Source organism: Rhizobium sp. NXC24 (genome assembly GCF_002944315.1).
In the GTDB taxonomy this organism is placed as follows: Bacteria; Pseudomonadota; Alphaproteobacteria; order Rhizobiales; family Rhizobiaceae; genus Rhizobium.
Window position 1 is genome coordinate 1 of record NZ_CP024312.1, and the last position, 23,805, is coordinate 23,805.

Here is a 23,805-nt window from a genome sequence, read left to right on the forward strand (position 1 = left end):
GGATGCGCGGCCCACGTATTCTGTGGAAATATCAGCCTAATGCACCTGATTTCTCCAATCTCAATCACGCGATTGACAGATCCGGCCGTCACAGCAATCTTCCCAGCTTCGGGTCATGCGTTAGCTGCACCGGGCCATTGGCAAGAGAAGCAGAATCGTTACCATTCATAAACCGGGGGCTCATTTGCTAAAAATGTTCATTCTGTTGGCTTGCCTGTTTTCTCAGCTGCCTGTCGTCGCACAGGCAGCTGAAACTTCTGCCACATACCTATTCGAGAGTAGTCCCCATTTGAATGGAAGCGGCCCGGTCGACGCGGCTGTCCAGCTTGGTTACTATGTCGCAAATTCAGTCCTCGTCAAAAAGTGTGACACTCGAAGGGGAAGATGGCGTAGCAATTGGGAGAACCGCATCGACGTCGGCATCATCCAATATGGTTCGCGTTATGGGCTTTCCGAAAATGTGCGAAAGGCGGTGGAGTTAGACGCGCAAAAGCAGGTGATGATTCTATTCCCGCACGGGAAAATTCCTGTCAAAATCTGTAGGGCCGCCGAAACCATGTTCAAAACGGCACTCGCCGCAAACATGGAGCCTCCCATGGAACGAGAGCATCCGATGCAGCTGAAGCAACAAATGCGGCTTTGATTGAAAGATTGAAAGACGGCTTTTCGGGATCGGTCCGAAACGGAAAAAGGATACTATCTTTCCGCGTAGATCATTTCATGGCGATCGATCATAATAATTTTAACGCCACGTTGAATTGGGATAAGTCGGGCGCCACCACGCTAATCAAGGGACGGGTCGCTGGTAACGAGCAGCTATCCTGGAAAGAAATCAGTGCTCTGAAGCCGGGGAAATCGTCGAAATGTGAGTATACGCTCAATCGCCGCAGCCCAACTTCGATGGCCGGAATCTGGGGCAACTGCTCCCATGCTGGGTTTGTCGAAATCACCGTGCGAGAATGACGTCGGAGGGCTAATAAGCTGCCGCCTGGCGGCAATCTCACTTGCAGCATCTAACTTGATCAGGTGGGCATCATCTCACTCCCTATTGGATCGGACTATGAGTACCTAGCAGCCTTGCAGCGCGAGGGAATATCTTGGAAGCGCCCCTCCAACACTGAAGGTCGAGTACATGATTTGGGCTATAATTTCAGTTTTGGCATTTCACCTTGGAGCGTTAACTGCTCTGCTCGCCCGCGTCGTTGGACATGCACACAAGGAGAGGCAGACCGCCTTTGGGGCGTGGTGATATCCATTCCTTTCTATCTTCTCGCCGTGATTGGTCTGTCGCAGACGAGATACCTTAAAGCCGCGACCATTGCCTGCGGTCCTGTCTTCCTCTTCTTGCTATGGCAAGCCGCTTTCGCCATCAGACTTTCATTCGATATTCTGGTCTACAGCTTCAGTGCTTGCGAAGTTCTCGAAGGCACACCATACGAAAATAGCGGAGACGAGATCACATTTGCTCTTCTCTGGCCTATCGTAGCGCTTGGAACTGTCGCGGCTTTGACATTGGTCTATTCCTTGCGTCGACGTCACAGCGGTCAGGGTCAGCAATGAGGACCGAACGCCATTGTGCGGCGGCCGGCACCATGCGTCCTTCATTGCATGCCTAAGTTGATAGGTTGGCTACGGGAGATTAAGCGGCGTCAGTACCATCAAACGACTAACCTTGCGGCCCGCCCGCTCTTCCGTTCGGCATTGTTGTAATAGCTCGCGGCCTGCGTCACCGACTTGTGCAGGGATACCCCGCGGTTGGCCGCTTCGGTCAGATAGCCCGATCTTAGCCCGTGCGCCGAAAACGCCCCCGAATCCAACCCGGCCCTCTTGCAACGGGTCTTGAGGATCAGATTGACCGATTGCGGCGTCAGCGCCCGCCTGTCGATGTTGCCCCATTGGTCGATGCGCCGAAACAGTGGTCCGCTCTCGATCTTGGCCGTTTCCAGCCATAGTTTCAAAGCGGTGACTGGCCGACCGATCAGCACGACATGGGCGTCGTCATCGGCGGTCGTCGTCTTGGTGCGGCCGAGATTGATGGTGAGGCAGGGAAGAAAAGGGGAGTCCTTATCGGCCGGGTTCTGGTTCACCGGTTCTTCGTCGATGAGATCCTCGACCCGTAGTCCTGCCACTTCCGAGCGCCGGCGGCCGCCGGAGGCGAAGGCGGTCAGCAATAGCGCCCGATCACGGAGATCCACCAGGCGATCGCCGGCACAGGTGGAAAGCAACTTTGTCAGCACGTCGCCGGTGACGGCTTTTTTGCTCTTGCGGCGACGTTGCCGCGGTGCGGCCCGAACCGCCAGCCTAAGCGCCGTCTTCAGCGATGGCGCCGAAAATTCTCCAGTCAGGCCGCGCCAGCGCGTCAGGATCGACCAGGAGGTCAAGCGACGTCGTACGGTATCGGGCGCATGCGGACCATCGGCGCGCAGCAATCCCTCAGCGCGCAAGCCCGCCTCGACCTCCACCGGCATGCCGTGGTCAGGATTGTCGGCGCGTTCGACGGGGTCCCACAGATGATGCGCCACGAATTTTAGCAGCAGCGCTTCCGGCGCCGGCCAGGGCAGGGGGGAACCGGTCGCAAGCTGGCACCAGGCTTCCAGATAGCCGAAGTCGGAGGCGAGCGCCCGCAATGTATTGTCGCCCATGCCCTGGTTGGCTAGATGTTTTAATGTGGCAACGTCTTCGTCGGTGAGCAGTGCTGCCAGTTGGTCGCGCCGATCGAACGGAAGAATGGCATCGAGAGCGTCAAGCGCCTCGGCGCGCGCGACCCGCGCTTCGTCCGAGGACGCCGTTGGGGCCGATTTTAGCAGACGCATTGTGTTCGCTTTCTTATTGCGGGATTTCCGGGAAATCCGTATATTACGGAAAAAGGAGAAGACTCATGACAGCGACGGTCACCGCCGCGGCGGTTTCGAAAAATTTCGGCGCCTTTCAAGATGCGGCGGTTCGCGAGCCGGTGATCATCACCAAGAACGGCCGGCCCCGTACGGTGCTGATTGCCTATGAGGACTATCTTCGGCTGATGCGGCGCGAGCGTCGCGTCGAACTGACGACGGCGCTTGGCGACGCGGACATTACCGCGGTCGAAACATCTGAAATGGACCCGGGTCTCGATCATCTCAATGCCGAACTGCTGACGGACAAGAATGCTGCCGACTGAACCGAAGATCGGCTGGGTCTTCCGTTATTCCTATCTCTGGCACCGTCACCACCTCGAGGGACGGGAGGAGGGCGACAAGGATCGGCCGAGCCTGGTGCTGGCGATCGTGGCCGCGCTTGAGGACGAAACGCCGGTCGTGCGCGTCTTGCCGATCACCCATTCGCCGCCAACCAATCCGGATGATGCCATCGAGATCCCGCCGGCCACCAAGCGGCGCCTTGGCCTCGATGACGAACGCTCGTGGATCGTTTTGACCGAAAGTAACCGCTTTGTCTGGCCCGGCCCCGATATTCGTCCGCTCGACCGCGAAAGTGGCTATTACGGGCCATTGCCACCGGCGCTGTTTGCTGCGGTCAAGCAGCGTTTTGTGGCGCTTGCCCGGGGGCAGGGTCATCGTTCCACGAGCCGCAGCGACTGAGGCCGATATGGCGGCAGCCATCGTAGCACGGACGCGGTGTTCTACCGTTTTTGGGGGCATTGGAACCGCTTTTCCATCGCTTTCAGCTTCGTACGGGCCTGTGATTGGCACGAGTTTAGGTGATTTGTGCCGCCAAATCCATCACTATCGATACTTGCTCCTTATCGGAAGTGAGGCACGCTACTATCGATCATATGAAGTGATGTGGCTTTTACTTACCGATTTCAATTGAAGCCCTAAGGTAAAAATCCAGCATCCAAATTTCACCTAACGACTTCACGCTGAGGAGGGGAGGGTCAAAGGCCCGATGCTTTGGTGAGATTGACCCGGAAGCGGTCACGCCGGCGCTGATATTTGCGCGTCATTTCTGCACTGGCATGCCCGAGCTGCTTTTGGACATAGCGCTCGTCGACCTCGGCCGAGGAGGCGAGGCCGGCCCGCAGTGAGTGGCCCGAGAATTTTTCGGCGCGCTCACCCTCGCTGAGGTCGCCCCGAACACCGGCGGCCAGTGCCGCCTTTTTGACGAGACGCGCCACCTCCCGGTCGTTCAACCGGTCCGGTCCAACATCCTTGCCTTGGCCGCGGACGCGACGGAAGAGGGGACCCTTTGCAATCCGCGCGAACTTGATCCAGGTCTCGACGGCCACGACCGGGCAGGTGGCATCCGATGAGCCGCGGCCGATCTCGACTTCGCGCCATCCGGTTTTGCCGCGCAGGGTGACGAGAAGGCCTTTGTCGAGGATCTCGACCCAGCCGCGGCCGTCTTCGGTCTGGTCACGGCCGCAATCCAGTCCGACGATCTCCGAGCGCCGCAGGCCGCCGGCGAAGCCGATCAGCAACATGGCCCGATCCCGCAGGCCGCGTAGGGTTCCCCTGTCCAATGTTTCGAGCATGGCGATCAGATGTTCGGGCAGCACCGCCTCCTTCTGCCGGGGCGGGGCGGCATGGGTGTTGCGGATGCCGGCGAGCACCGTGGCGATATGGCGGTCCTTGCGGTCGAGCGGCGTGCCGCGCTGGGCGTAGCTCCAGGTGAGGGCGGACAGGCGACGCTCGATCGTCGTCACCGAATGGGGCTTGCGATCGGTCGTGGCGGCGCCCGAGGCCAGCGCCGTGATGTAGAGGCCGACGGTGTGTGGATCGGGCGGCAGGTGCGCGAGACCCTGGCGCCGGCACCAGCTGGTGAAATGTTTCCAGTCGGAGGCATAGGCCTTGCGGGTGTTGGCAGAACTGGCGGCCTCGACATAGGTGCGGGCCTTATCGGCGAGGCGCTCGAGATGCGTCGGCAGCATGGCGTTCGTTTCGGCAATGGGGGAGGGGAGACCGGCAGGGTCCGCCGGGATATCGGCCAACACCCGCGGCGCGGAAATACCGTGGCCGGACGCCGTGCCCTCTGGCGGAGCGGGGCGCTCCTCGACGGCATTTTCGCTGTTTTGCTCGATGATTTGCGCCATTTCTATATAATGACAAAAACGTCCGATAAGGCAAGATTATCGGACGTAATTAGTTGGCGACAGGTTGTGCGGTTCGTGGTGATATTTCTGGCATAAACCACACGTCCGATTTATGCTGCGTCCCATGGATTCGCCCGTCAGTACAGCTTCGATGCCCCTTGCCTGGATGCCCCGGCTGCCAGGCTGGACGCTGCCGCGCGGTCGCGATCCCTCCGAAGCGGACGCCGCCTTTGCCGCCGGTATCGCCCTGAAATCGCTCGACGATCTCGTTCGCACCGACCCGGTCTGGGCCGGCTGTTGGCGCTCCCGCCAGGCCTTGAAAAGCGCCGCGGCGGCTGTTCGGCTTGTCGGCCGCGGCGAGACCGAAGCAGACTTGCGCGACGCCGTACTACTCACCGCGCCGGGTGATGATTGCGGCCCTGCTGGAAAAGTGTTTTGGGCCTACAAGCGATTGGCTCTGCGCAAACCCGATCTGTCCTCAATCGGCGTGGCCGGTCTGGCGGATCTGTTTGGCCTGGTCTGGAATGACCGGCTTGCGGGTGCGGTCGACCACATCGATGCCGCGCTGCAGTCCGGCCGCGCCGCGCCGTTGGCCGCGGCGGAACTGGTGACAGCGGTTGTCGCCGATCGGCCGGATGCCGAGCCGCTCGCCTGGGCGCTGGCTGACCTGCTGGTCGCAACGATGCTGGAATGGCAGCTCGCCGTACCATTGCTGATGGCCGAGCGCTATGGTCCGGCCTTCAAGACGATTGGCGGGCGAGGGCGGGTCCGGCCCGGTGAGCCGGGTTTTTCGCGTGCGGTGTGCCTGGCCATGGTCGAGGGCACGACGTCTGCACTGTGTTCCGCCACCGTCATTGCTCGCCGCGCCGACACTCTTCTGACGTCGGCGACAAAGCTGCGCACCAAGGGCGCCGAGACCGTTATCCGGAAACTGCTTGAGGAGGACGCGCTGTCGCCGTCGGCGCCCGGTACTCCTCTCTCCCGCTGGGCGAGCGCCCGGCTGTTCGAGCGACTGGAAGGTTTTGAGGCCGTGCGCGAACTGTCCGGCCGATCCTCCTTCCGGATATTTGGATTGTGAGGCGGCCGGTATGAGCGCGACGACGCAGCCACGCCGCAACACCAAAAAGATTCCCCAGGACGATGTCCTGTTTGATCGAGAGCTCGAGGATCTGCCGCCGGAGCTGCGCTGGCGCGAATGGATGCTGCGGGTCGAGGCCGTCATCTTCGCCTCCGTCGAACCGGTCAGCCGCGAGATGTTGGTGCGGGCCGTCGGAAAAGACTGCAGTGTCGACCTGCTCATCGACGACCTCATCGAAGAACTGCGCGACCGGCCTTATGAACTGGTGTCGGTCGCCGGTGGCTGGCAGCATCGAACGCGTTCGCGTTACGCGGACGCGATCCGGGCCTCGAATGCTCCGACGCGCGGCGCGACAACAATGTTGTCGGAGTTCGAGGCGATGGTGCTGATGGCGGTGGGATATTTCCAGCCGGTCACGCGTGCCGACCTCAGCAAGATTTTTGGCAAGGAGGTCAGCCGCGACACGATCGCTAGTCTGCGCGACGCCGGCTTCATTGCCTCCGGACCGCGCAGCCCGACGCCAGGCGCGCCGTATACCTATGTGACGACCAAGCATTTTCTGTCGGCGTTCGGCCTGGAGACGCTGCGCGACCTGCCGGATATCGAGGCGCTCGAGGACGCGGGTTTGTTCAGTCGGCGAGACCAGACATCCGGCTCACAGGCGGACCCGGAATTTTTGGAGGAAGAACAAAGTGAGCGATAATCCCGTCGTGGAGCAAGCGTGGTCGAAAGATCCGAGGGAACTGTGCGATATGGAAAACCCAGACAATGAAACTGGCGCGCTATCGTTCCCTGATCCCGACGGATCGAAGTAGCCAGGCTTCGGCTATATTTTGAGGTTGGCGCTTGCAGTCATGACCAGCTCGAACAACTTTTCTCCGTCATGAATGCCCTGCTGGTAGAGGTTCACGATCAACGCCGCGACGACGTCAGCCTTTTCATGTTCCCGCTTGATTTCTAGCGCAGCCAGAACGGCATCAAACGCGACTTGACAGGTCCCAAGCGCTTCGGAGCCTAAAGGGATGTCCCGTTCGTGAACGAACCTGGCGATCACGGCAACCTCCAAACTCTTCGACAATACGAACAGCGATCGAAATTATGTCTTCCTGTCGCTGTCCCTTGCGACTCGCCCGAACGCAAGTCGTTCTCGAAAGCGGGACCGCACATCCTGATCGGGATGTGCCGGGCAGCACTATAACAGACATTTCACCCGCCGTGCATCCTTTTGAAATTGAAGAAGATTGTTAGAACGCGACGGTTCGGATCGTCGGGATTGGCCATTGCGCCAAACAGGCAAAGAACCCGCCACCATATGGTGGCGGGAAATCTGTCTGGGAGGATCGCGCCGAGAACTAAGGCAAAAAGGGCGACGTTCAGTCTAGTGTAAGTGGCTTAGGGTACTTGAAAACGTTACTTCCGGCCTCCGGTTCCGCGGCAAATTCTTGAAATTTAATAGCTGAAAATTACATCATTTTCAGTCGGCAAATCCAAAAGAGGAGGCAGGAAAGGAATGATCCGCAGGTATCTCAGCAAGCGTGATTTGGCTCTAGATTCAGTTGATTTGGACACCTGTCAACGCGCCTTTGATGCCATTTTGCTGAAAAGGAACATCGAGCGCGAAAGTGAAGAAGGCGAGCTAGTGGCAGCAATGATCATCGAACTTTTCAGGGAAGGAGTTCATGATGAGCAACAGCTCGTCGATCTCGTCGGCATTAACGATCGCCATCGCCCTGCTACGGGGTAGCGCACCAAACGGCGGCACGCATATGGTCGGTTGATTTGCAAATGGCGCAGTGGAGAGACGCTCTCAACTCTTTGGGCTGTTCGTGACGGCTTGCCGATTGCGATACAATATAACGCAACGCGATTGGCGCTGATTGTGGATGCTTGGATGACCGGGTTGCCAAGGGCAGAGCTCGGCTATGGTACGCAAGCCGACAGCAGGTATCCAGACGTTCCCGCGCGTAAGACCGCCAAAAATTATCACGTTGTTGTCCACCGCTCATATCGAACCGTCAATTGTGAGCCGGAGCGAAGGTCCGGCGCCTGCATTGTTCATTCCGATCCACGGAATGGCAGAAGGTTCTCCGTAAGCATTTGCGAACGTTATCCTTATGGCTCCTGCGAACAAGGAACCATGCTTCGATTGCTCAGTTAGGAATTGATCTAGCGATTCCTACTGGAGAGCCGAAATGAACATTCAATCTGATGATCCAAGCCCTGCGGATCTGACGTCTCGAGATGCAGACGATCGCCCAGGCATAGGAGCGGGGACGAGCCAGAAACCGAATACGGACGGTTCGGAAGAAGCAATCCGGCAGAATTTACAGGAGCTACGGCAGTTTACCGATGAGCAAACAGAGAAAGCGAAAACCGCCGTCAGCGACGCGGCCGCAGATAAGAAGAATCTTGCTGCACGCCAACTCGACGGTATCGCATCGGCATTCGAAAAAATCGGAGCCGAACTCGAACGATCGAACCAACAGGCCGTCGGCCGATACACCAAGCAAATTGGCGGTTCCCTTCAGAATTTCGCGCACGACATGGAGGGTCGTGATCTTGGGGAAATCGCGGGCATGGTTGAAGACTTCGGGCGGAGGCAGCCGCTTGCCTTTCTCGGCATAGCGGCGATTGCCGGCCTGACAGCCAGCCGGCTGCTCACGGCCTCAGCCCACCGTCGGAACAGCCCGACGGATTCCCGGACCTCGACTCCTTCAATGCCTGCAGGTGTCGAGCCCCTCAAAAACGGGTAGTACCAGAAGGATCGCGACAATGGCAAATCATTGGGATGACCGCTCTCTGACCGAACTCATGGCCGGCCTAGTGACCGATATAACCGGGCTCTTTCGCAAGGAAATCGACCTGGCGAAGGCGGAGGCATCGGAGAATCTGAACCGCGCGCTGGGAGGCATCGAAACCCTGCTCATTGGCGTCATATTCGCAATCGGTGCCATCGGCGTGTTGTTGGCCGCGGCCGTCAAAGGCCTAGCCGCTTTTCTCGTCGCACGGAATGCCGACACGCTTTCGGCGCTTATTGTCGGCGTCATCGTCGCGGGCCTTGCCTGGGCAATGGTAGCGCGCGGGATTTCCACGCTGCGTGGCAGCAACCTAAAGCTGGATAGAACGGCGACGTCGCTGCGGCGGGACGTGGACGTCGTAAAGGAGAGAGTGCAATGAACGACAATTCTCACTCCCACTCGGCTGCCGAGCTGCAGCGAGAGATCGAGGCGGATCGGCAGAGGATCGAGGAAAAGCTCCATGCCATCGAGGAGCGCATGTCCCCCGGCCAACTCGTAGACGAACTGCTCGATTACGCGAGGGAGAGCGGCGGCGCTGAATATGTCAATAATCTCGGCAAGGCGGTTAGGACCAACCCTATTCCCGTCACTTTGCTGGGGGTGAGCCTCGCCTGGCTGTTCGCCAATCCTGGCGCCCGCACCGAGCGGCGTGACGCCGAGGAGGAATACCCTCTGGCGATCGTGACGGGCGCCATAAGACGTATGGGTCCCATAGAGGTAAGCTTTGGCGAACGGTATAGCAACTTCACGGATGAAGGGGGTAATCGTTTCAGGGCGATGACGGACGCCGCCGGCCGACGGGCCGGCCACTTTGTCGACCAGAGCGGGAAAGCTTATCGCGGTTTTACCGACGCGACCGGCAAACAGATCCAAGACATTCGTGACGAGGCCGGCGCGTTGTTCGATGAGGCTTCCGGTTGGGCGTCTGACACTTGGCGACAGATCAACACCTCTGCCGACCGGCTGACGGGGTCGATTGCGCAAGCCGGAAGTTCTATTGCTGGCAGTGTTCAAGGTGCAGCGCAATCGTTTGAAAATCAAAGCAGGCAGCTTAGCGAAGCTATTCTCAGGCGTTTTCGCGATCAGCCGCTCGTCGGCGGTGCGCTCGCATTTGCAGTCGGCGCAGCGATTGGAGCGGCGCTACCTTATACGGAGTTCGAGGACAATGCCGTGGGCGAAGTTTCTGACCAGCTACGCAGGGATATCACCTCAAAAACGACTGAAGCGGCCAGCGAAGCAATCGGAACTGCACGAGAGGTCCTAGACAAGGTGGGAGACACCAGCGCAAAATACGATCCCGCGTAAATTGGGGTGTCAAAAAGCAAAAGAGTGGGCTTCTCCCCCACGACTGTTTGTTTCGTACCGCAGCAGTATTACCTGCTAGCGATGAGTTCAGCCGTTTCGCTAGGCGGCTGACCTGCCCGACGTGGCCCGTCGAAGGGCTGATAGCTATTGTCCTCTCGACGATAGGACGACGTATAGCGGCTTGCACACCAATCGGCTGGTTGTGCAGATATCGATGATCCGGCCCCGGCGCCTTCGTCCATAGAAAAAGCGGCCCACGGATCTACCTGCGGAAAAGCTCATGTTCATAGAGTTCTTGTTTCAAGCTCGGCGACGGAGCAACTGAGTTTCAGATGGTAGAGATCCGTCAGATCGAGCTTGTCCCATGGCACGATATGGCCGCTTGGCCGCTCCTTGAAGCCGAAGGGACGCAGGATGGCATGACCGATCGTGGTTGCCGATAATCTTTCGAACAATCCAAGAGCGCCCAGGTGATATTCGACAACGACGAAATCTTCTCCATCGGCTGCCGCCTTGATTTCCTCCAATCGCCCGACCGGCCGATCATTTGTGTCGTGAACCTGCATTCCAAGCAGGAGTTCCAGGTGGATCTCCGTCACGACAGTCCTCCCGGAATGTAGCGAAGGATATGTTGCCTCAGCCATTCCTGCGATTGTTCGAGCGGCGTTTCGCTTTTGTCGACATCGGCTTCGATATCGACGCCGACATCCGTGATTTTTGACCATGGGATCCGATAGGGATGCTGACCTTCGACCGCTCGCGATGTCGTGGCAAAGGCGAGCATCCAACGATACAGCCGTTGGCTCAGCCTTCGGATCCGCATCGAGGTCCCCATTTCGATGAAGGCAACCTTGGGCTGGCTGCCATTTTCTGCGGTGAGCACGATCCCGTCGACTTTTCCGATACGAGTCTGCCGACGGTCGACGACCTGCTTATCCAGAACATCGCGAACAAGATACATGTCAGGCTCCGAGGATTTCCAGGGGTGTGGTTACAATCGAAAGTACGAATGCCATCGCGACGATGAAGACGACGGCAGCGTTGCCGACCCACCCATTTCTGTGTTCTCCCACGTAAATCGGGTCGTTCATCAAGATGAGGAAAGGAACCACGCCGAACGGCAGGCTGATGGCGGTGATCGCCATCGAGAAGATGGTGAGTTTCAGCGGATCGATGCCGACGGCTATCGGGATCATGGCAATCAGAAGCGAAGCCGTATAGACGAGGCAGAATGCCGGGTTATCTTTCGGTTTTGCGTCTTCCGACCAATTCCACCCGAAGCCCTGCGCAACCTGATAGGCCTGCGCAAGGCCCACTTCGAGGGTCGCGCCCAAGCAGGTGATCCCGAGTGACGTTGCAAAGAGATAAAGCCCCCATTTTCCGAAGGCGGGAGTGAGGATCATGGCAATCTGCTCATATCCTTCGATGTCTTCGATACCCCTAGCGGGATAGATCATCGCAGCCAGTATCATGATGGCGGCAGTGATGATCGCGCCGAAGCTCATGCCAATGATGGCGATCGCGCGGTTGGCGCCGAAATAGCTCTTGTCCCACTTATCTTCGATAGCGCCCGAGGAATAGAAGTAGAAGAGATAGGGAGAAATGAGCGCGCCCAATATTCCGACGACGATGAAGCTGTAATGCAGCGGATCTCTGCTTGGCAGCGTCGGCACCATGCCTTTCGCGACTTCGTCCCATGGTGGCCTCATGACGAAGACTGCAACGACGAATGACAGAGCTATCAGCCCCAAAGACGATATGCCGTTCTCAATCAGGCCGAACGTGCCTCGCCAGAGCAACAGCCAGACAGCAAATGTCACCGGCAACGACCACCATTGAAATTTCACGCCGGTCAGAAACTGCAGTGCAAGCGATACGCCCCCGATTTCGGCGGCAAGAACGAGAAGATTGACGATAAATGCTATGGCTACCGTCAGAAGAAAAATGTTGGAGCCGAAGCGGGCTCGAATTCCGTCGGCGATCGTATAATGGCTCGCAATTGCGAACCGCCCCGACATTTCGACGAGGAAAATCACGCAGATCGTCCCGAGCACGATGGCCCACAGAGGGGTGAATCCATAAGCCGCCCCCGCCTGACTTGCCGTTGCGATATTCCCCGTTTCAAGAAAGCCGCCGATGCTCGTGACGACACCAAGCGATATCTGCAGCAGCTTTTTCATTGTGCTGTTCCGGCGCTTGCTTTCAACTCAGCTTCGACGCCTCGCAAATCCTCGAGATGCTGCGAAACCGTACCTATTCGGTCATTGACGATGTCGTCATGCGTGGCACCGATAATCGTGTTCAACCGGCCAGCCAGTGCGGTCAAGTCCTGGGGAGAGGTCGGAAGCTCCTTCGACAGGCTGCCGATCTCCTTTCCGCATCGCTCCATGGTGAGTGCTGTAAAGCTGTTCGACACAAGCATTTTTGCTCGTCCGTCCAGGGCCATGTCCGCCGTCGCTGTCCAGGAGAGCAACGCACGAATTTGGCGTTTGGTCTGCTGTTCATCCGAGCAAGCGGTCATGCTCACAAGCAGCAGGGCGATGATGAAAAGCTTCAACACAGTGGCCTCACGGAATGCCCAAGCTCGATCTCCGTAATATAATCGAATGGCGGCTGTAGGGTTCCCGATGCCAAGTGCTGAAGCCTCTCGATCCGTGAGAATTCAAGCCCTGTGGCCTGCCGAGGGATCGATGAAGAAACGTGATGCCGATGAAGATTCAGGGATCTCCATGTCTTTCGGAACCATGAGTTCTGAAACTGCGCGGGGTCCTCGCGCGCGACGGCCTTGGATTTCTGACGAAATCTTCGAAGACTAGGAACCAATCGGCACCAGACGCTTTGCTCAAAGGTGCGAATTGAATGTTTGAACGACGGCCCACCTCGTCACAACAGAGTTCAGCGGTAGGAGACAACAAATGTCGAGATCGGATAATCCTGGTAACAACGATGCGGCCGACATCCGCAAGGACGCGAGGGGCCAATATCGCCGGCTCGTCAAGAAAAGCTGCAACAACGGTGTCGCCAGCGTCAAACCGAAGGTCATTACCGGATCGGACGACGCGACGCTGAACAAGATGCCGCCTGGCGAGAAGAAACCGGAAAAGGACTGGGATCTGAACTACGATCCCGCGGATATGAACGAAGGCAAATATCGAGGCTAAATCGCTATTTCGAGCAGGAACCTAAGACAGGGATGTTGGTTTGATAGGTGGATCGCGTAGATTTAGTCCCTTCCTGCCAGCCCCGTCGCCACCTGCGCGGTCCACCCTCTTCCTTTTGTGGAGGCGTGCTTCGCGCTGCATGGACGACGCGTTCGGGAATGGGTTCGTGATCGAAATGGAAGAGTTTTTCGCGTAAGTGAAAGTCTTCGATGAGAGCAGGACCACGTGCCCCGACCCGCAGGCTATTTTGATCATCGGCAACCGGACCGCCCTGAGCAGTCGTCCTCTTGGCCATGGCGTTATCCCGTAAGGTAATGTGTGAAGCAGCTACGTGGAAAAGCCGCTCGTCGAGCGGCTTTTTGTGAGACCTGCGTTAGTCTCAGGCGGCCTTGCCCTGAGGATTGGCCGCGGACTGCGCAAGTTGCGTCAGCTTCTTGTCCGTGGCCTCTTCTTCAGCCAAGCTCGCTTGCAGGAGCGGCACGGCGTCCTTGAGGCCAAGCTGCTTGGCCCATGCGATCAATGTGCCGTAGCGCGCGATCTCATAATGTTCGACTGCCTGTGCCGAAGAGATGAGCCCAGCGTCGAGAGCCTTCGTGCCCTTATACTCTTCCATGATCTCTTCACCTTCGGCGATGATGCCTTGCATCGCTTCGCAGGTTTTGCCGCGGGCTGGCTTGCCCAAAAGTTCGAACACTTGATCAAGGCGTTCGATCTGGGCCTGCGTCTCGTCACGATGCTTCATGAATCCTGCCTTGCCTTCCTCGAGCTGGGCGGCCCGGGCCATTTTCGGCAAAGCCTTCAGGATTTGTTTTTCGGCAAAATAGATGTCCTTAACGGTATCAAGGAATAAGTCGTTCAGCGTCTTCTCTGTAGCCATTAGATCCTCCTGGCGCCTGATTGCGTCGTCACCGAACATGGAAAGCACCCGAATGTTCCGGGAGGTGTCTCGGGTCAGAGCGTTGCAAGCCGTTGGCAGAGGGCGCTCGCATGTGACGGAGCGCCTTCGGTCGGCGTCAAACCGTGCGGCGGTCCGTGACCAGCAGGTCTTCCTCCTCGTCGCGTTGCTTTCCACCGAGAGCGGCGGCCGCCGCGGCGATGAACGCCCCGATCACAAGCGAGAGCGATCCAAGGAGCGCTGTTGTTGCAGCCGCCTTCCTTGCCTTGTCGGTGGCGGCCTGAACGGCGACCTTGGCATCATTGATCTGCTTCAGGACGGTATCGACCCGAGCACGGGCATCTGTTTCGGACAGGCCCGTCCGTGCGGAAACGATGCCGGCAATATATGCCTTATCGCCATCCGGAATTCCTCCATTTGCAGCACCTTGAAGCAGGATGCGGGAAACTTCTGTGGCCGCCGCTCCGTCGTCGTTGCGCGCCCGGTCGCCTGCGCGTTGTGGCCGAAGCAATGCATCGGTAAAGTAGGCGGTAGAGAGGTCCGCGCCCTCCTTCGAAGCGGCCGTCGTCGCACCCACGACACCGGCGGTACTAGCGACGCTGCCGACGGCACTCGCGCCGGTACCGGCAAGCGATGTCAGCGACGATGCCAGGAATCCGGCAACGAACACGGTGGCCAAGGCCCAACTGATGAAACCGTGCGCGGTGTCGCGAAAGAATACCTCGTCCGTATGGACTGCTGTCCATTTCGTGCGCAGCCGTCCAGTCAGATAGCCGCCGAGAGCGGAGGACAGCCATTGGACGACCACGAGCCAGATCGCCGCTGTCGCGCCAACGGTGGCTGCGGAACTGCTCTCGCCGGACCACGGTGATACCATTGTCAGACCCAATCCCGATCCGAGAAGCAGGAGGATGAGCGTGACACCCGTCGCCGCAACGGCGCCGCCAATAATCGGCCCCCAGGCGAGGGCGGACCTGGAGGATTCGATTGGTAGGATATCCGTCGACGTATCTTCGCGTGGAGACATGACTGCCTCCTAGCGCATGAACAGAACAAGTAGGATGACGATCGGCAACGGTATGCCGAGAAGCCAGAGTAGGATGCCGCGACCCATTTGAAAAACCTCCACAAAGATTTGCGGAAATCCCAACTCTGAGGGTTGTGCTTTGTTCCTGCACCTTTTGGCGGTGACCTGTGATCGTCATCGGGCTGGAGTGAGCATGATGAGCGTCGCACCGCCGCCGAAGCGCCGGTTTTTCAATGTCGCGGCCTTCATCGAGAGACCCACCGGCAAGCCTTGCGGGCTCATCGATCTTTAGCGGCGGCCTCGGCTGAGGCCATTGCCATCGGCAGTCATCGCCGACCGGGAACAGAAGAGCTTGTCGTTGGTTCTTTGTGGGAATTGAGGATCTTCATCATGGCTACGCAACCGAGAAACGAACCACCGAAAACATCGGGCAAACCTGCAGCAGGCGGATGGGGTTCAGCAAGGTCCGTGAGCGGGATACTCCTTCGCGAGCATATCCCGCTCGCAGGTCCGGCTCTTTTGGCGCATCAGAACAAGCCCGATGGTTACATGTGCGTCAGTTGCGCATGGGGCAAGCCTGCGAAGCCTCATCCATTGGAGTTTTGTGAAAACGGCGCCAAGGCCACCAGTTGGGAAGTCACAAACCGGCGGGCGGATCGGGCCTTCTTCGCGGCCCATACGCTCGCCGAGCTGGAAACCTGGCCTGACCGTGATCTCGAAGAACAGGGACGATTGACGCATCCCATGCGTTGGGATGCCGAAAAGGACAAATATGTACCCGTCATCTGGCAGGACGCTTTCGAAGAGATCGGCCGTGAATTGAGAGCGCTATCCCCTGAGCAGGTCGATTTCTACACCTCCGGTCGCGCATCGCTCGAAACGGCTTATATGTACCAATTGTTCGCCCGCTTATTCGGCAGCAACCATCTGCCGGATTCATCGAACATGTGCCATGAAGGCTCATCCGCGGCATTGCCGGAAAGCATTGGCGCTTCAATCGGCACGGCGATCCTGTCCGATTTCCAAAATTGCGACTGCATCTTCTATCTTGGACAGAACGTTGGCACGTCCTCGCCAAGAATGCTTCACGACCTGCAAGATGCCGTCAACAGGGGCGCCAAGATCGTCACCTTCAATCCACTTCGCGAGCCTGGATTGGAGCGCTTCGTCAATCCCCAGATGCCCGGTCAGATGCTCACGGGCAAGGAAACGCTGATCTCGTCGGAATATTATCAAGTCAGGAATGGCGGTGATATCGCGGCACTTTTCGGCGTCTGCAAGGCACTGATCGAGGCCGACGATGCGCTCAAGGCATCCGGGACCAGCAAGGTTACGGGAACCGATGCTATCCCGGACGATCCCTCCGACGCGGGAACGGTAGCCTTTGCCGCAGCGATGGCTGCTGCCGACAAGAAACATGTCCTCGATCACGATTTCATCCAGCAACATACGGCGGGTTTCGAGGAATTCGCTGCTGCCGCGCGAAACCACGATTGGGCCGAACTGGAGCGCGTCTCCGGCTTGACGCGGGCACAGATGCAGCAGGCTGCTTCGACATATGCCAACTCGAATGCAGTTTTGCTGGTGTATGGCATGGGCCTTACGCAGCATCTCATGGGCGTTCAGAATGTGCAGATGGTCGTCAATCTTGCGCTTCTGCGCGGAAACATCGGCAAGCCCGGCGCCAACATCTGCGCGGTTCGCGGCCATTCGAATGTTCAGGGCCAGCGCACGGTAGGCATCACCGAAAAGCCGGGTCTCGTGCCATTGGACAAGCTGGCCGCCCTTTATCAATTCGAGCCGCCGGAGTGGATCGGCCACACGACGGTCGAGACCTGCAAAGCGATCCTCAATGGCGAGACGCGGGCGTTTATCGGTCTCGGCGGAAATTTTCTGCGGGCTATCCCGGAAACTGCCGCGATGGAAAATGCGTGGCGAAACCTCCGCCTGACCGTCCAGATTGCCACCAAGCTCAATCGCAGCCACGTTATTCACGGCGAAATCGCCTATGTCCTGCCATGCCTCGGTCGCATCGAGATCGATGAACAGGCGAGCGGACCGCAGGCCGTCTCGGTGGAAAGCTCGGTCGCGCATTTTCATGGTTCGCGCGGAAGAGCCCGGCCGGCCAGTCCGGAACTGCTTTCGGAACCGGCGATCATCGCCGGCATGGCAAAAGCGACGCTGACGAAAGGGATCGTGCCATGGGACCGCTGGGTTGACGACTATTCGACGATCCGCGATGCCATCGAGCAAACCTATCCGGAGACGTTCAAGGACTTCAACAAGCGCATGTTCCATCCCGGCGGCATTCCAAGACCGCTGCCGGCGCGGGAGCGCAAGTGGGTCACCCGCAACGGCAAGGCCAATTTCATCACGCCCGACCGCCTGTTTCCGGAGTTTTCTCTCGGCGCTCAAGGTGACGATGTCCTTCATCTCGCCACGTTGCGTTCGAACGACCAGTTCAATACGACGATTTATGGTTTTAGCGACCGCTATCGCGGTGTCGAGGGAACGAGGCGGGTGGTCTTCGTCAATGCAGCCGACATAACGCGCCTCGGTTTCCGTAATGGCGAAGTCGTCGATCTGATGACGGCGATCGATGAAGAGACGGAGCGCAGGGTTTCAGGCTTCACCATCGTCGCCTATGACATTCCGGAAGGATGTTGCGGCGCCTATTATCCGGAGGCCAATCCACTGTTTCCATTGGATCATCATGACGCCAAGTCGAAGACTCCGTCCTACAAGCTGTTGCCGGTGCACCTTATGCGTTCCGGCACCGTGCCCGCGAATTGAAGCCTGCACAGGTTGGAACATCGAACATGGCGTGGGTGGTCAGCAGAGAATTCCTGGATCGCGCGTTCCCGATCGCCGCCTTTCTGGTGGCCCTCGGCGCGGCCGCCTTGATCGGCGGTGCGCGTGAAGCACGGCAATATCGAACGGATCCTCCTGTCGGAGCCGCGTTGGACGAGCTGCGACTGATGCCGAACGGTATCGGCGGTGCTCCGCCGGAGATCTACTTCGCCCTCGGCAAGCCTTACGAGAAAACTGCTTACGACCTCAGCCAGGGCAAACGGCTCTATTCCTGGTTCGGCTGTGGGGCGTGTCACGGGGACGGACGCGGTGCGGCCGGTCCCTCTTTCCTGGATGGCTGGTGGCTCTATGGTCCGGAAATGGTGTCGATCGCGGCCTCTATCCGCGATGGCCGCCCACACGGAATGCCGCCTTTTCGCGACAAGATGACGATCGATGAGATCTGGCAGCTCGCGGGCTATGTCCACACGATCGGCGCATATAAAGCGAAGAGCACTGCGCCCAGTCGCAATGACGACAAGCATACGCGCCCGGCGGAAAACCGCGCGCCGGCGGCAATCCTGTTCGAAGAAGGCCCTGCCGGGATGAACGCCGCGCAGGGGCCGTCACCTTGAAAGCGGGTGTTGCCGTTTTCCTGCTTTTGTCGGCAATCCTGATTGCAGGATGTAACGGCGCACAGTCGGCCTTGAATGCCGAGGGTGCCGCGGCCGTTCAGCTCAAGCATTTGATCATCGCGATCGTGATCGTCTGCTCGGCGGTGTGGGCGCTGGTCATGATCGTTCTGATCCTGGCATTGCTGCGATCGAGGACGCAGCGGGAACGTCCAAGCTCCGAGAGCGAGCGGCGGATGGGAAAGTTAGTAGCGGCGGCGGTGGCGGCGACCGTGCTCATCATCGCCGGCCTGACGATCGCGAGCTTCTATGCAACCCGCGGTCTCGGCGCGGCTCAGGATGCCGGCATCACGATCAAAGTGCGCGGCCAGCAATGGTGGTGGCAATTCATCTACGACGATGCCGATCCGGCCAAGTCATTCCAGACAGCCAATGAGATGCATATTCCCGTCGACGTGGATATTCGCATTGAGCTCGAAAGCATAGATGTCATTCATTCCTTCTGGGTGCCGAGCCTTGCCGGCAAGCGCGACCTCATTCCCGGCCGACAGAACACCATAAGCATTCGAGCGGATCGCCCCGGCGTCTATCGCGGTCAATGCGCGGAATTCTGCGGACTTCAGCACAGTCACATGGCGCTGTTCGTCATCGCCGAGAACATGCCCGACTATCAACGCTGGGCTGCTTCACAGCGCGGCATTAGCGTAGCGCCGTCGGACCCCGAGGCGATTGCCGGCAAGGCTCTCTTCATGCGCAAGCCCTGCGCCGCCTGTCACACTATACGGGGTACGGACGCATCGGGGACGACAGGGCCGGACTTGACCCATGTCGGTAGCCGCAAAACGATTGCGGCGGGCCTGCTGGACAATACACGCGGCTCGCTCGCCGCATGGATCGCCGATCCTCAGACGCTGAAACCAGGAAACAACATGCCGATGGTTCTCCTCTCGAGCGACGAACTGCGGCAGCTTTCCGCCTATATGGAAAGCCTCAGATGACGAAGGACACCAAATCAGCTGTACCGACGGATTTGATGTTCGACGATGACGAGCTCGAACGACGGCTGGCACAAACCTGGATGACGGGGGCCGGCGTCTGGGGCGCCCTCACGACAGTCGATCACAAGATCATCGGCCGCCGCTACATCACGACCGCATTCGTATTTCTCGCCATGGGCGGTCTCCTGGCGCTCGCGATGCGGCTGCAACTGGCGCAGCCGGAAGCACGTTTTATCGGCCCGGATCGCTACAACCAGATTTTCACGATGCATGGCGCGAACATGATGTTCCTATTTGCGGTGCCAGTCATGGAAGCCATGGCGGTCTATCTGGTGCCGCTCATGGTTGGCACCCGCAATATTGCCTTTCCGCGCTTGAACGCCTTTTCCTATTGGATCTTTCTAGCCGGCGGATTGCTATTATGGACCTCGTTTGCTCTGGATACCGCGCCCGACGTCGGATGGTTTGCCTACGTGCCCTTATCCGGGCCGCAATATGGCGTCGGCAAGCGCGCCGACCTTTGGGCGCAGATGATCACTTTCACGGAAGTTTCGGCATTGGCCGTTGCGGTGGAACTTGTCGTCACCGTCTTCAAGCAGCGTGCGCCCGGCATGTCGCTGGACCGCATCCCGCTGTTCGTCTGGTCGATGGTCGTCACGGCCTTCCTCGTCATCATGGCCATGCCGGCGATCATGCTCGCCAGCTCATCGCTCATCCTGGACCGGCTGGTCGAAACGCAGTTTTTCAATCCCGCCGAAGGCGGTGACGTACTGCTGTGGCAACATCTGTTCTGGTTCTTCGGGCATCCGGAAGTCTACATCATCTTCCTGCCGGCGGTCGGCATGGTATCGACGATAATAGCGACTTTTTCGCGCCGCCCCGTATTTGGGTATCTTCCGTTGGTGATGGCGCTAATCGCCACAGGAATCCTGGCTTTCGGCCTCTGGGTGCATCATATGTTCGTCGTTGGGCTGCCGCGCCTTGGCGAGAGCTTCTTCACCGCCTCCAGCATGGCGATCGCCATTCCCGCCGGGGTGCAGATATTTTGCTGGCTGGCGACGCTGTGGGGTGGGCAACCCGTGTTCAAGACGCCGATACTGTTTGTCCTCGGCTTCATCGTGACCTTCGTCATCGGCGGACTGACCGGCGTCATGGTTGCCTCAGTGCCGTTCGACACCCAGGTGCACGACACCTATTTCGTCGTGGCGCATTTCCATTACGTCCTGGTCGGCGGCGCGGTCTTCCCCTTGCTGGGCGCCATCTATTATTGGTTTCCCAAGATGACCGGCCGGATGATGAGCGAGACGCTCGGCCGCTGGTCCTTCGGGCTGATCTTCGCCGGTTTCAACCTGACCTTCTTCCCAATGCATATTCTGGGCCTCGAAGGCATGCCGCGGCGCATCTATACCTATCAGCCGGAAATGCCTTGGGCCGGCATGAATATGTTCGTCAGCCTGAGCGCCGCCATCCTCGCGCTGGGGTTCCTCGTCTTTTTCATCGATGTCATCCGCAGCGCTCGATCGGGTCCGATCGCAGGCGATAATCCATGGGGCGCGTCGACGCTCGAATGGGCAATGCCGTCGCCGCCACCTTGCTTCAACTTCCGCCGCATTCCGGTGGTCGGCGATCGCGACCCGTTGTGGACGCAGCCCGACGAGCTTGCGGTTGCGACCGGGCTGCGCACCGACCGGCGTGAATTGATCGTCAGCAGCGTTGTTGAGGCACAGCCGGAAGCCAACGAGTCTTCGCCGCGAAATTCGATCTGGCCGCTATGGGCGGCTCTTGCCACCACGGTGACGCTGATTTGGTCGATCTTCTCGCCATGGGCTGTCGTATGGGGATCAATTCCCATCGGCATCACGTTAACCGGCTGGTTCTGGCCCAAACAGACGCCGGAGGACGAATCGTGAAGGAACGCATCGTACTCGACGTTTCGAAGTTGCCGCCCCATGGTATGGGTACGGCAAGCCCGACTTGGTGGGGAACCTGCGCCTTCATGCTCATTGAAGGTTCCGGCTTCGCTTTGGCCATCGCAGTCTATTTCTATCTGATGAGCATCGCGCCGCAATGGCCTACCAATGCGCCCGCGCCCGGCCTTATACCCGGAACGTCTCTGACGGTCATATTATTGGCGAGTGTCGTGCCGAATGTCCTCTTGTCCCGCTGGGCGCGGCAAAGAGATCTGCGCAAGGTGCGGATCGGGCTCGTCGTCATGTCGGTGCTGGGGGCAATACCCCTGGTCTTGCGCGCTTTCGAATTCGCCGTCCTCCACGTGCGCTGGGATGATAATGCCTATGGCTCGATCATATGGACCATGCTGGGGCTCCATACGACCCACATCATCACGGACCTCATCGATACGCTGGTGCTGACTTGCCTGATGTTTACAGGGCATGCCGACAACCCGCGCCGCTTCGGCGATGTCGAGGATAATGCGATGTACTGGAACTTTGTCGTAGTGGCTTGGATTCCCCTCTATGCATGCATTTACTGGGTGCCACGCCTATGATGACCGCAGCGGCAAAATATGGCGGATTGATTTTTGCTCCCGTCGTCTGGGCCATCAATACCCAGCTCGGCCAAATCCTCCCCTATGTCGATTGCAGCCATCGTATGCACTGGTCGCTTCTCGCATCTTCCGTGGCTGTCCTTCTTGCGCTGGCGAGTACGGTCGTCCCGCAAGCCGGCTCGAGGCCGAAGGAGGCGCGAACGGGGCTGTTCATCCGCCATCTCAGCGTCTTGGTCGGGCTCGTTTTCGCCGTCGCGCTTGTTCTGCAAGGGGGAGCCGCATGGCTCTTGAACGCATGCGAACACTAGGCGCTTTGATATTTCTGCTGATGATGGCGCGGCAGGCGGCAGCGCACGGCGCGGAAGCGCATTTGTTTCATTCGATCTGGACAATCGATCCGTGGATCGGAACGCCGTTAGCGATCATCGCTTTTCTTTATGGCCGGGGTTCCTGGAAATTGTGGCGGCGCGCCGGAAGGAGCCGGCCCGTTATGGCGAAACGCGCCATTTGCTATTGGGCAGGCTGGCTGACGCTTGCGGGCGCACTGCTGTCGCCGCTGCACTGGCTCGGAGAGCAAGTTTTTACCTTTCACATGATCGAGCACGAGATCATCATGGCGGTCTCCGCTCCGATGATTGTCATAGCGCGGCCTGCGGGTTTGTTCCTATGGGGCATGCCGGAACGACTGAGGCGCTGGACGGGCAGGGCCATGCGGCGAGGCACGGTGCGATCAGTCTGGCGCTGGCTGAGCGGCGGAACCAATGCCACTCTGCTGCATGCCGTCGCCATATGGGCTTGGCACGCGCCGGCCCTTTTCGATGCCGCCGTCGACGACGTCGCACTGCATCGTCTGCAGCATCTGAGCTTCTTCGCCACGGCCGTGCTGTTCTGGTGGTCGGTCTTCTGGCGCAGCAATCATGGCGTCGCTGCGTGGCATCTTTTCCTGACCATGCTGCACACGGGCGCGCTCGGCGCCCTGATGGCGCTGGCCCCCCGCGTTCTTTACGTCGAGCAGACGCATGCCGCGGCAGCATGGGGGCTTACGCCGCTGGAGGACCAGCAGCTCGCCGGAACAGTTATGTGGATTCCAGCCGGGACGATATACGCCGGGGCGGCACTCGTAATGGCTGCGCTATGGATCGCCAGCGCCGGCAGGGGAGTGGACCATGTTCACCGCATCCCTCCTTTATAGAAATCGCGGCGCCTGGCTGGGCGCAGCAGCCATTGCATTGCTCTGCGTTCTGATCGGCACGGACATGGCAAAGGACTCGCAGCAGCGGCTACAGGCGGCGCGCCTGCTCACCCAGGGCGGCGATCCTTCCCGCGCACCGCCGATCTTTCGTCGATATGGCTGCACCGGATGTCACCAAATCCCCGGAATCGCGGGTGCGGACGGACAAGTGGGCGGCGCTTTGTCTGGCCTTCAAAAGCGCGTCTATATCGCCGGCGTGATCAACAATACCGGCGACAACCTCGTTCATTGGATCGTATCGCCGCAGATCTTCTCTCCCAATTCGGCGATGCCGAAAACGGGGATTTCGGAAGCGGAGGCGCGCGATCTTGCCGCCTATCTCTACACTCATTAA

General features: G+C 58.9%; 29 protein-coding genes and 1 pseudogene. 20 read left to right on the forward strand and 10 right to left on the reverse strand.

Features of this window, described 5'->3' with window-relative positions; translation table 11 throughout:
- Window positions 1–193: 193 nt before the first annotated feature.
- The 3 genes from NXC24_RS20315 (at window position 194) to NXC24_RS20325 (ending at window position 1,560) form a co-directional block, all read left to right on the forward strand.
- On the forward strand, window positions 194–643 hold the full coding sequence (locus NXC24_RS20315) for a hypothetical protein (protein ID WP_158704503.1): 450 nt from the start codon (window positions 194–196) through the stop codon (window positions 641–643).
- Window positions 644–720: 77 nt separating this feature from the next.
- A complete protein-coding gene (locus NXC24_RS20320) occupies window positions 721–963 on the forward strand; it encodes a hypothetical protein (RefSeq protein WP_104825283.1) in 243 nt (80 codons plus the stop codon).
- Between the two features lie 174 nt (window positions 964–1,137).
- Window positions 1,138–1,560, forward strand: coding sequence for a hypothetical protein (locus tag NXC24_RS20325; protein ID WP_158704504.1), 423 nt, complete (start codon window positions 1,138–1,140; stop codon window positions 1,558–1,560).
- A gap of 98 nt (window positions 1,561–1,658) precedes the next feature.
- On the opposite strand, the gene NXC24_RS20330 is transcribed toward NXC24_RS20325, so the two are convergent.
- Entirely contained in the window at window positions 1,659–2,813 is a 1,155-nt protein-coding gene (locus NXC24_RS20330; protein ID WP_104825285.1) for a tyrosine-type recombinase/integrase, read from the reverse strand.
- 65 nt (window positions 2,814–2,878) lie between these two features.
- Here NXC24_RS20330 and NXC24_RS20335 point away from each other — a divergent pair, with 65 nt between their 5' ends.
- Both NXC24_RS20335 and NXC24_RS20340 read left to right on the forward strand, forming a co-directional pair.
- Window positions 2,879–3,157 (forward strand): type II toxin-antitoxin system Phd/YefM family antitoxin, encoded by a 279-nt coding sequence (locus tag NXC24_RS20335; RefSeq protein ID WP_104825286.1) that lies wholly within the window; start codon window positions 2,879–2,881, stop codon window positions 3,155–3,157.
- Window positions 3,144–3,575 (forward strand): plasmid maintenance toxin (PemK-like), encoded by a 432-nt coding sequence (locus tag NXC24_RS20340; RefSeq protein ID WP_104825287.1) that lies wholly within the window; start codon window positions 3,144–3,146, stop codon window positions 3,573–3,575. The genes NXC24_RS20335 and NXC24_RS20340 overlap by 14 nt, the downstream gene beginning before the upstream one ends.
- Before the next feature lie 296 nt (window positions 3,576–3,871).
- On the opposite strand, the gene NXC24_RS20345 is transcribed toward NXC24_RS20340, so the two are convergent.
- Complete coding sequence (locus NXC24_RS20345) at window positions 3,872–5,026, reverse strand: site-specific integrase (RefSeq protein WP_104825288.1); 1,155 nt, start codon at window positions 5,024–5,026, stop codon at window positions 3,872–3,874.
- A gap of 151 nt (window positions 5,027–5,177) precedes the next feature.
- On the opposite strand from NXC24_RS20345, the gene NXC24_RS20350 reads away from it, so the two are divergent.
- Window positions 5,178–6,104: a DUF1403 family protein gene (locus NXC24_RS20350; protein ID WP_245464016.1), complete on the forward strand. Its 927-nt coding sequence runs from the start codon at window positions 5,178–5,180 to the stop codon at window positions 6,102–6,104.
- Window positions 6,105–6,114: 10 nt separating this feature from the next.
- Entirely contained in the window at window positions 6,115–6,807 is a 693-nt protein-coding gene (locus NXC24_RS20355) for an SMC-Scp complex subunit ScpB (protein WP_104825289.1), read from the forward strand.
- A 123-nt stretch (window positions 6,808–6,930) separates the two neighbouring features.
- Here NXC24_RS20355 and NXC24_RS20360 read toward each other — a convergent pair whose 3' ends face one another.
- Window positions 6,931–7,158, reverse strand: coding sequence for a hypothetical protein (locus NXC24_RS20360; RefSeq protein WP_104825527.1), 228 nt, complete (start codon window positions 7,156–7,158; stop codon window positions 6,931–6,933).
- A gap of 456 nt (window positions 7,159–7,614) precedes the next feature.
- Between NXC24_RS20360 and NXC24_RS20365 the strand changes: the two genes are divergently transcribed.
- From NXC24_RS20365 to NXC24_RS20380, 4 genes are all read left to right on the forward strand, one after another.
- On the forward strand, window positions 7,615–7,848 hold the full coding sequence (locus tag NXC24_RS20365) for a hypothetical protein (RefSeq protein WP_104825290.1): 234 nt from the start codon (window positions 7,615–7,617) through the stop codon (window positions 7,846–7,848).
- A gap of 448 nt (window positions 7,849–8,296) precedes the next feature.
- On the forward strand, window positions 8,297–8,857 hold the full coding sequence (locus NXC24_RS20370; RefSeq protein ID WP_104825291.1) for a nutrient deprivation-induced protein: 561 nt from the start codon (window positions 8,297–8,299) through the stop codon (window positions 8,855–8,857).
- A gap of 19 nt (window positions 8,858–8,876) precedes the next feature.
- Window positions 8,877–9,281 carry a phage holin family protein gene (locus NXC24_RS20375; protein WP_104825292.1) on the forward strand — a complete coding sequence of 135 codons (405 nt, stop codon included), beginning with the start codon at window positions 8,877–8,879 and terminating at the stop codon, window positions 9,279–9,281.
- Window positions 9,278–10,207: a DUF3618 domain-containing protein gene (locus NXC24_RS20380; protein ID WP_104825293.1), complete on the forward strand. Its 930-nt coding sequence runs from the start codon at window positions 9,278–9,280 to the stop codon at window positions 10,205–10,207. Before NXC24_RS20375 ends, NXC24_RS20380 begins: the two co-directional genes overlap by 4 nt.
- Before the next feature lie 284 nt (window positions 10,208–10,491).
- Here NXC24_RS20380 and NXC24_RS20390 read toward each other — a convergent pair whose 3' ends face one another.
- The 4 genes from NXC24_RS20390 to NXC24_RS20405 are packed head-to-tail and all read right to left on the reverse strand — an operon-like array spanning window position 10,492 to window position 12,764.
- Window positions 10,492–10,806: a hypothetical protein gene (locus tag NXC24_RS20390; RefSeq protein WP_104825295.1), complete on the reverse strand. Its 315-nt coding sequence runs from the start codon at window positions 10,804–10,806 to the stop codon at window positions 10,492–10,494.
- On the reverse strand, window positions 10,803–11,168 hold the full coding sequence (locus NXC24_RS20395) for a hypothetical protein (RefSeq protein ID WP_104825296.1): 366 nt from the start codon (window positions 11,166–11,168) through the stop codon (window positions 10,803–10,805). Before NXC24_RS20395 ends, NXC24_RS20390 begins: the two co-directional genes overlap by 4 nt.
- 1 nt (window position 11,169) lies before the next feature.
- Entirely contained in the window at window positions 11,170–12,387 is a 1,218-nt protein-coding gene (locus NXC24_RS20400; protein WP_104825297.1) for an Nramp family divalent metal transporter, read from the reverse strand.
- Complete coding sequence (locus tag NXC24_RS20405) at window positions 12,384–12,764, reverse strand: hypothetical protein (protein WP_104825298.1); 381 nt, start codon at window positions 12,762–12,764, stop codon at window positions 12,384–12,386. Before NXC24_RS20405 ends, NXC24_RS20400 begins: the two co-directional genes overlap by 4 nt.
- Before the next feature lie 358 nt (window positions 12,765–13,122).
- Here NXC24_RS20405 and NXC24_RS20410 point away from each other — a divergent pair, with 358 nt between their 5' ends.
- Window positions 13,123–13,368: a hypothetical protein gene (locus tag NXC24_RS20410; RefSeq protein WP_245464017.1), complete on the forward strand. Its 246-nt coding sequence runs from the start codon at window positions 13,123–13,125 to the stop codon at window positions 13,366–13,368.
- Window positions 13,369–13,504: 136 nt separating this feature from the next.
- Here the strand turns inward: NXC24_RS20410 and NXC24_RS20415 are convergent.
- From NXC24_RS20415 to NXC24_RS20425, 3 genes and pseudogenes are all read right to left on the reverse strand, one after another.
- A pseudogene (locus NXC24_RS20415) lies at window positions 13,505–13,651 on the reverse strand (catalase); the annotation flags it as partial.
- A 96-nt stretch (window positions 13,652–13,747) separates the two neighbouring features.
- Window positions 13,748–14,245, reverse strand: a complete 498-nt coding sequence (locus NXC24_RS20420; RefSeq protein WP_104825299.1) for a ferritin-like domain-containing protein — start codon at window positions 14,243–14,245, stop codon at window positions 13,748–13,750.
- Between the two features lie 136 nt (window positions 14,246–14,381).
- Complete coding sequence (locus NXC24_RS20425) at window positions 14,382–15,290, reverse strand: hypothetical protein (protein WP_104825300.1); 909 nt, start codon at window positions 15,288–15,290, stop codon at window positions 14,382–14,384.
- Window positions 15,291–15,680: 390 nt separating this feature from the next.
- Between NXC24_RS20425 and NXC24_RS20430 the strand changes: the two genes are divergently transcribed.
- The 8 genes from NXC24_RS20430 to NXC24_RS20465 are packed head-to-tail and all read left to right on the forward strand — an operon-like array spanning window position 15,681 to window position 23,805.
- A complete protein-coding gene (locus NXC24_RS20430; RefSeq protein ID WP_104825301.1) occupies window positions 15,681–18,083 on the forward strand; it encodes an FdhF/YdeP family oxidoreductase in 2,403 nt (800 codons plus the stop codon).
- 26 nt (window positions 18,084–18,109) lie between these two features.
- Window positions 18,110–18,715, forward strand: coding sequence for a c-type cytochrome (locus NXC24_RS20435; protein ID WP_104825302.1), 606 nt, complete (start codon window positions 18,110–18,112; stop codon window positions 18,713–18,715).
- Complete coding sequence (gene coxB / locus NXC24_RS20440; protein ID WP_104825303.1) at window positions 18,712–19,710, forward strand: cytochrome c oxidase subunit II; 999 nt, start codon at window positions 18,712–18,714, stop codon at window positions 19,708–19,710. The genes NXC24_RS20435 and coxB overlap by 4 nt, the downstream gene beginning before the upstream one ends.
- On the forward strand, window positions 19,707–21,620 hold the full coding sequence (gene ctaD / locus NXC24_RS20445) for a cytochrome c oxidase subunit I (protein ID WP_104825304.1): 1,914 nt from the start codon (window positions 19,707–19,709) through the stop codon (window positions 21,618–21,620). Before coxB ends, ctaD begins: the two co-directional genes overlap by 4 nt.
- Entirely contained in the window at window positions 21,617–22,219 is a 603-nt protein-coding gene (locus NXC24_RS20450; protein WP_104825305.1) for a cytochrome c oxidase subunit 3, read from the forward strand. Before ctaD ends, NXC24_RS20450 begins: the two co-directional genes overlap by 4 nt.
- On the forward strand, window positions 22,216–22,527 hold the full coding sequence (locus tag NXC24_RS20455; protein ID WP_104825306.1) for a hypothetical protein: 312 nt from the start codon (window positions 22,216–22,218) through the stop codon (window positions 22,525–22,527). The genes NXC24_RS20450 and NXC24_RS20455 overlap by 4 nt, the downstream gene beginning before the upstream one ends.
- The gene (locus NXC24_RS20460; RefSeq protein WP_245464018.1) at window positions 22,500–23,411 is read left to right on the forward strand and encodes a cytochrome c oxidase assembly protein; all 912 of its coding nucleotides are present in this window, start codon (window positions 22,500–22,502) and stop codon (window positions 23,409–23,411) included. The genes NXC24_RS20455 and NXC24_RS20460 overlap by 28 nt, the downstream gene beginning before the upstream one ends.
- Entirely contained in the window at window positions 23,386–23,805 is a 420-nt protein-coding gene (locus NXC24_RS20465) for a c-type cytochrome (RefSeq protein WP_104825308.1), read from the forward strand. The genes NXC24_RS20460 and NXC24_RS20465 overlap by 26 nt, the downstream gene beginning before the upstream one ends.

Excerpts from the sequence above, each read along its gene's own strand:
- NXC24_RS20430 (WP_104825301.1), top strand. The coding sequence starts at position 15,681 with ATGGCTACGCAACCGAGAAACGAACCACCGAAAACATCGGGCAAACCT.
- NXC24_RS20425 (WP_104825300.1), bottom strand. The coding sequence starts at position 15,290 with ATGTCTCCACGCGAAGATACGTCGACGGATATCCTACCAATCGAATCC.
- NXC24_RS20340 (WP_104825287.1), top strand. The coding sequence starts at position 3,144 with ATGCTGCCGACTGAACCGAAGATCGGCTGGGTCTTCCGTTATTCCTAT.
- NXC24_RS20435 (WP_104825302.1), top strand. The coding sequence starts at position 18,110 with ATGGCGTGGGTGGTCAGCAGAGAATTCCTGGATCGCGCGTTCCCGATC.
- NXC24_RS20455 (WP_104825306.1), top strand. The coding sequence starts at position 22,216 with ATGATGACCGCAGCGGCAAAATATGGCGGATTGATTTTTGCTCCCGTC.
- NXC24_RS20315 (WP_158704503.1), top strand. The coding sequence starts at position 194 with ATGTTCATTCTGTTGGCTTGCCTGTTTTCTCAGCTGCCTGTCGTCGCA.
- NXC24_RS20465 (WP_104825308.1), top strand. The coding sequence starts at position 23,386 with ATGTTCACCGCATCCCTCCTTTATAGAAATCGCGGCGCCTGGCTGGGC.
- NXC24_RS20420 (WP_104825299.1), bottom strand. The coding sequence starts at position 14,245 with ATGGCTACAGAGAAGACGCTGAACGACTTATTCCTTGATACCGTTAAG.
- NXC24_RS20410 (WP_245464017.1), top strand. The coding sequence starts at position 13,123 with ATGTCGAGATCGGATAATCCTGGTAACAACGATGCGGCCGACATCCGC.
- NXC24_RS20330 (WP_104825285.1), bottom strand. The coding sequence starts at position 2,813 with ATGCGTCTGCTAAAATCGGCCCCAACGGCGTCCTCGGACGAAGCGCGG.
- NXC24_RS20380 (WP_104825293.1), top strand. The coding sequence starts at position 9,278 with ATGAACGACAATTCTCACTCCCACTCGGCTGCCGAGCTGCAGCGAGAG.
- NXC24_RS20320 (WP_104825283.1), top strand. The coding sequence starts at position 721 with ATGGCGATCGATCATAATAATTTTAACGCCACGTTGAATTGGGATAAG.
- ctaD (WP_104825304.1), top strand. The coding sequence starts at position 19,707 with ATGACGAAGGACACCAAATCAGCTGTACCGACGGATTTGATGTTCGAC.
- NXC24_RS20400 (WP_104825297.1), bottom strand. The coding sequence starts at position 12,387 with ATGAAAAAGCTGCTGCAGATATCGCTTGGTGTCGTCACGAGCATCGGC.
- NXC24_RS20355 (WP_104825289.1), top strand. The coding sequence starts at position 6,115 with ATGAGCGCGACGACGCAGCCACGCCGCAACACCAAAAAGATTCCCCAG.
- NXC24_RS20375 (WP_104825292.1), top strand. The coding sequence starts at position 8,877 with ATGGCAAATCATTGGGATGACCGCTCTCTGACCGAACTCATGGCCGGC.
- NXC24_RS20370 (WP_104825291.1), top strand. The coding sequence starts at position 8,297 with ATGAACATTCAATCTGATGATCCAAGCCCTGCGGATCTGACGTCTCGA.
- NXC24_RS20350 (WP_245464016.1), top strand. The coding sequence starts at position 5,178 with ATGCCCCTTGCCTGGATGCCCCGGCTGCCAGGCTGGACGCTGCCGCGC.
- NXC24_RS20345 (WP_104825288.1), bottom strand. The coding sequence starts at position 5,026 with ATGGCGCAAATCATCGAGCAAAACAGCGAAAATGCCGTCGAGGAGCGC.
- NXC24_RS20365 (WP_104825290.1), top strand. The coding sequence starts at position 7,615 with ATGATCCGCAGGTATCTCAGCAAGCGTGATTTGGCTCTAGATTCAGTT.
- NXC24_RS20395 (WP_104825296.1), bottom strand. The coding sequence starts at position 11,168 with ATGTATCTTGTTCGCGATGTTCTGGATAAGCAGGTCGTCGACCGTCGG.
- NXC24_RS20335 (WP_104825286.1), top strand. The coding sequence starts at position 2,879 with ATGACAGCGACGGTCACCGCCGCGGCGGTTTCGAAAAATTTCGGCGCC.
- NXC24_RS20460 (WP_245464018.1), top strand. The coding sequence starts at position 22,500 with ATGGCTCTTGAACGCATGCGAACACTAGGCGCTTTGATATTTCTGCTG.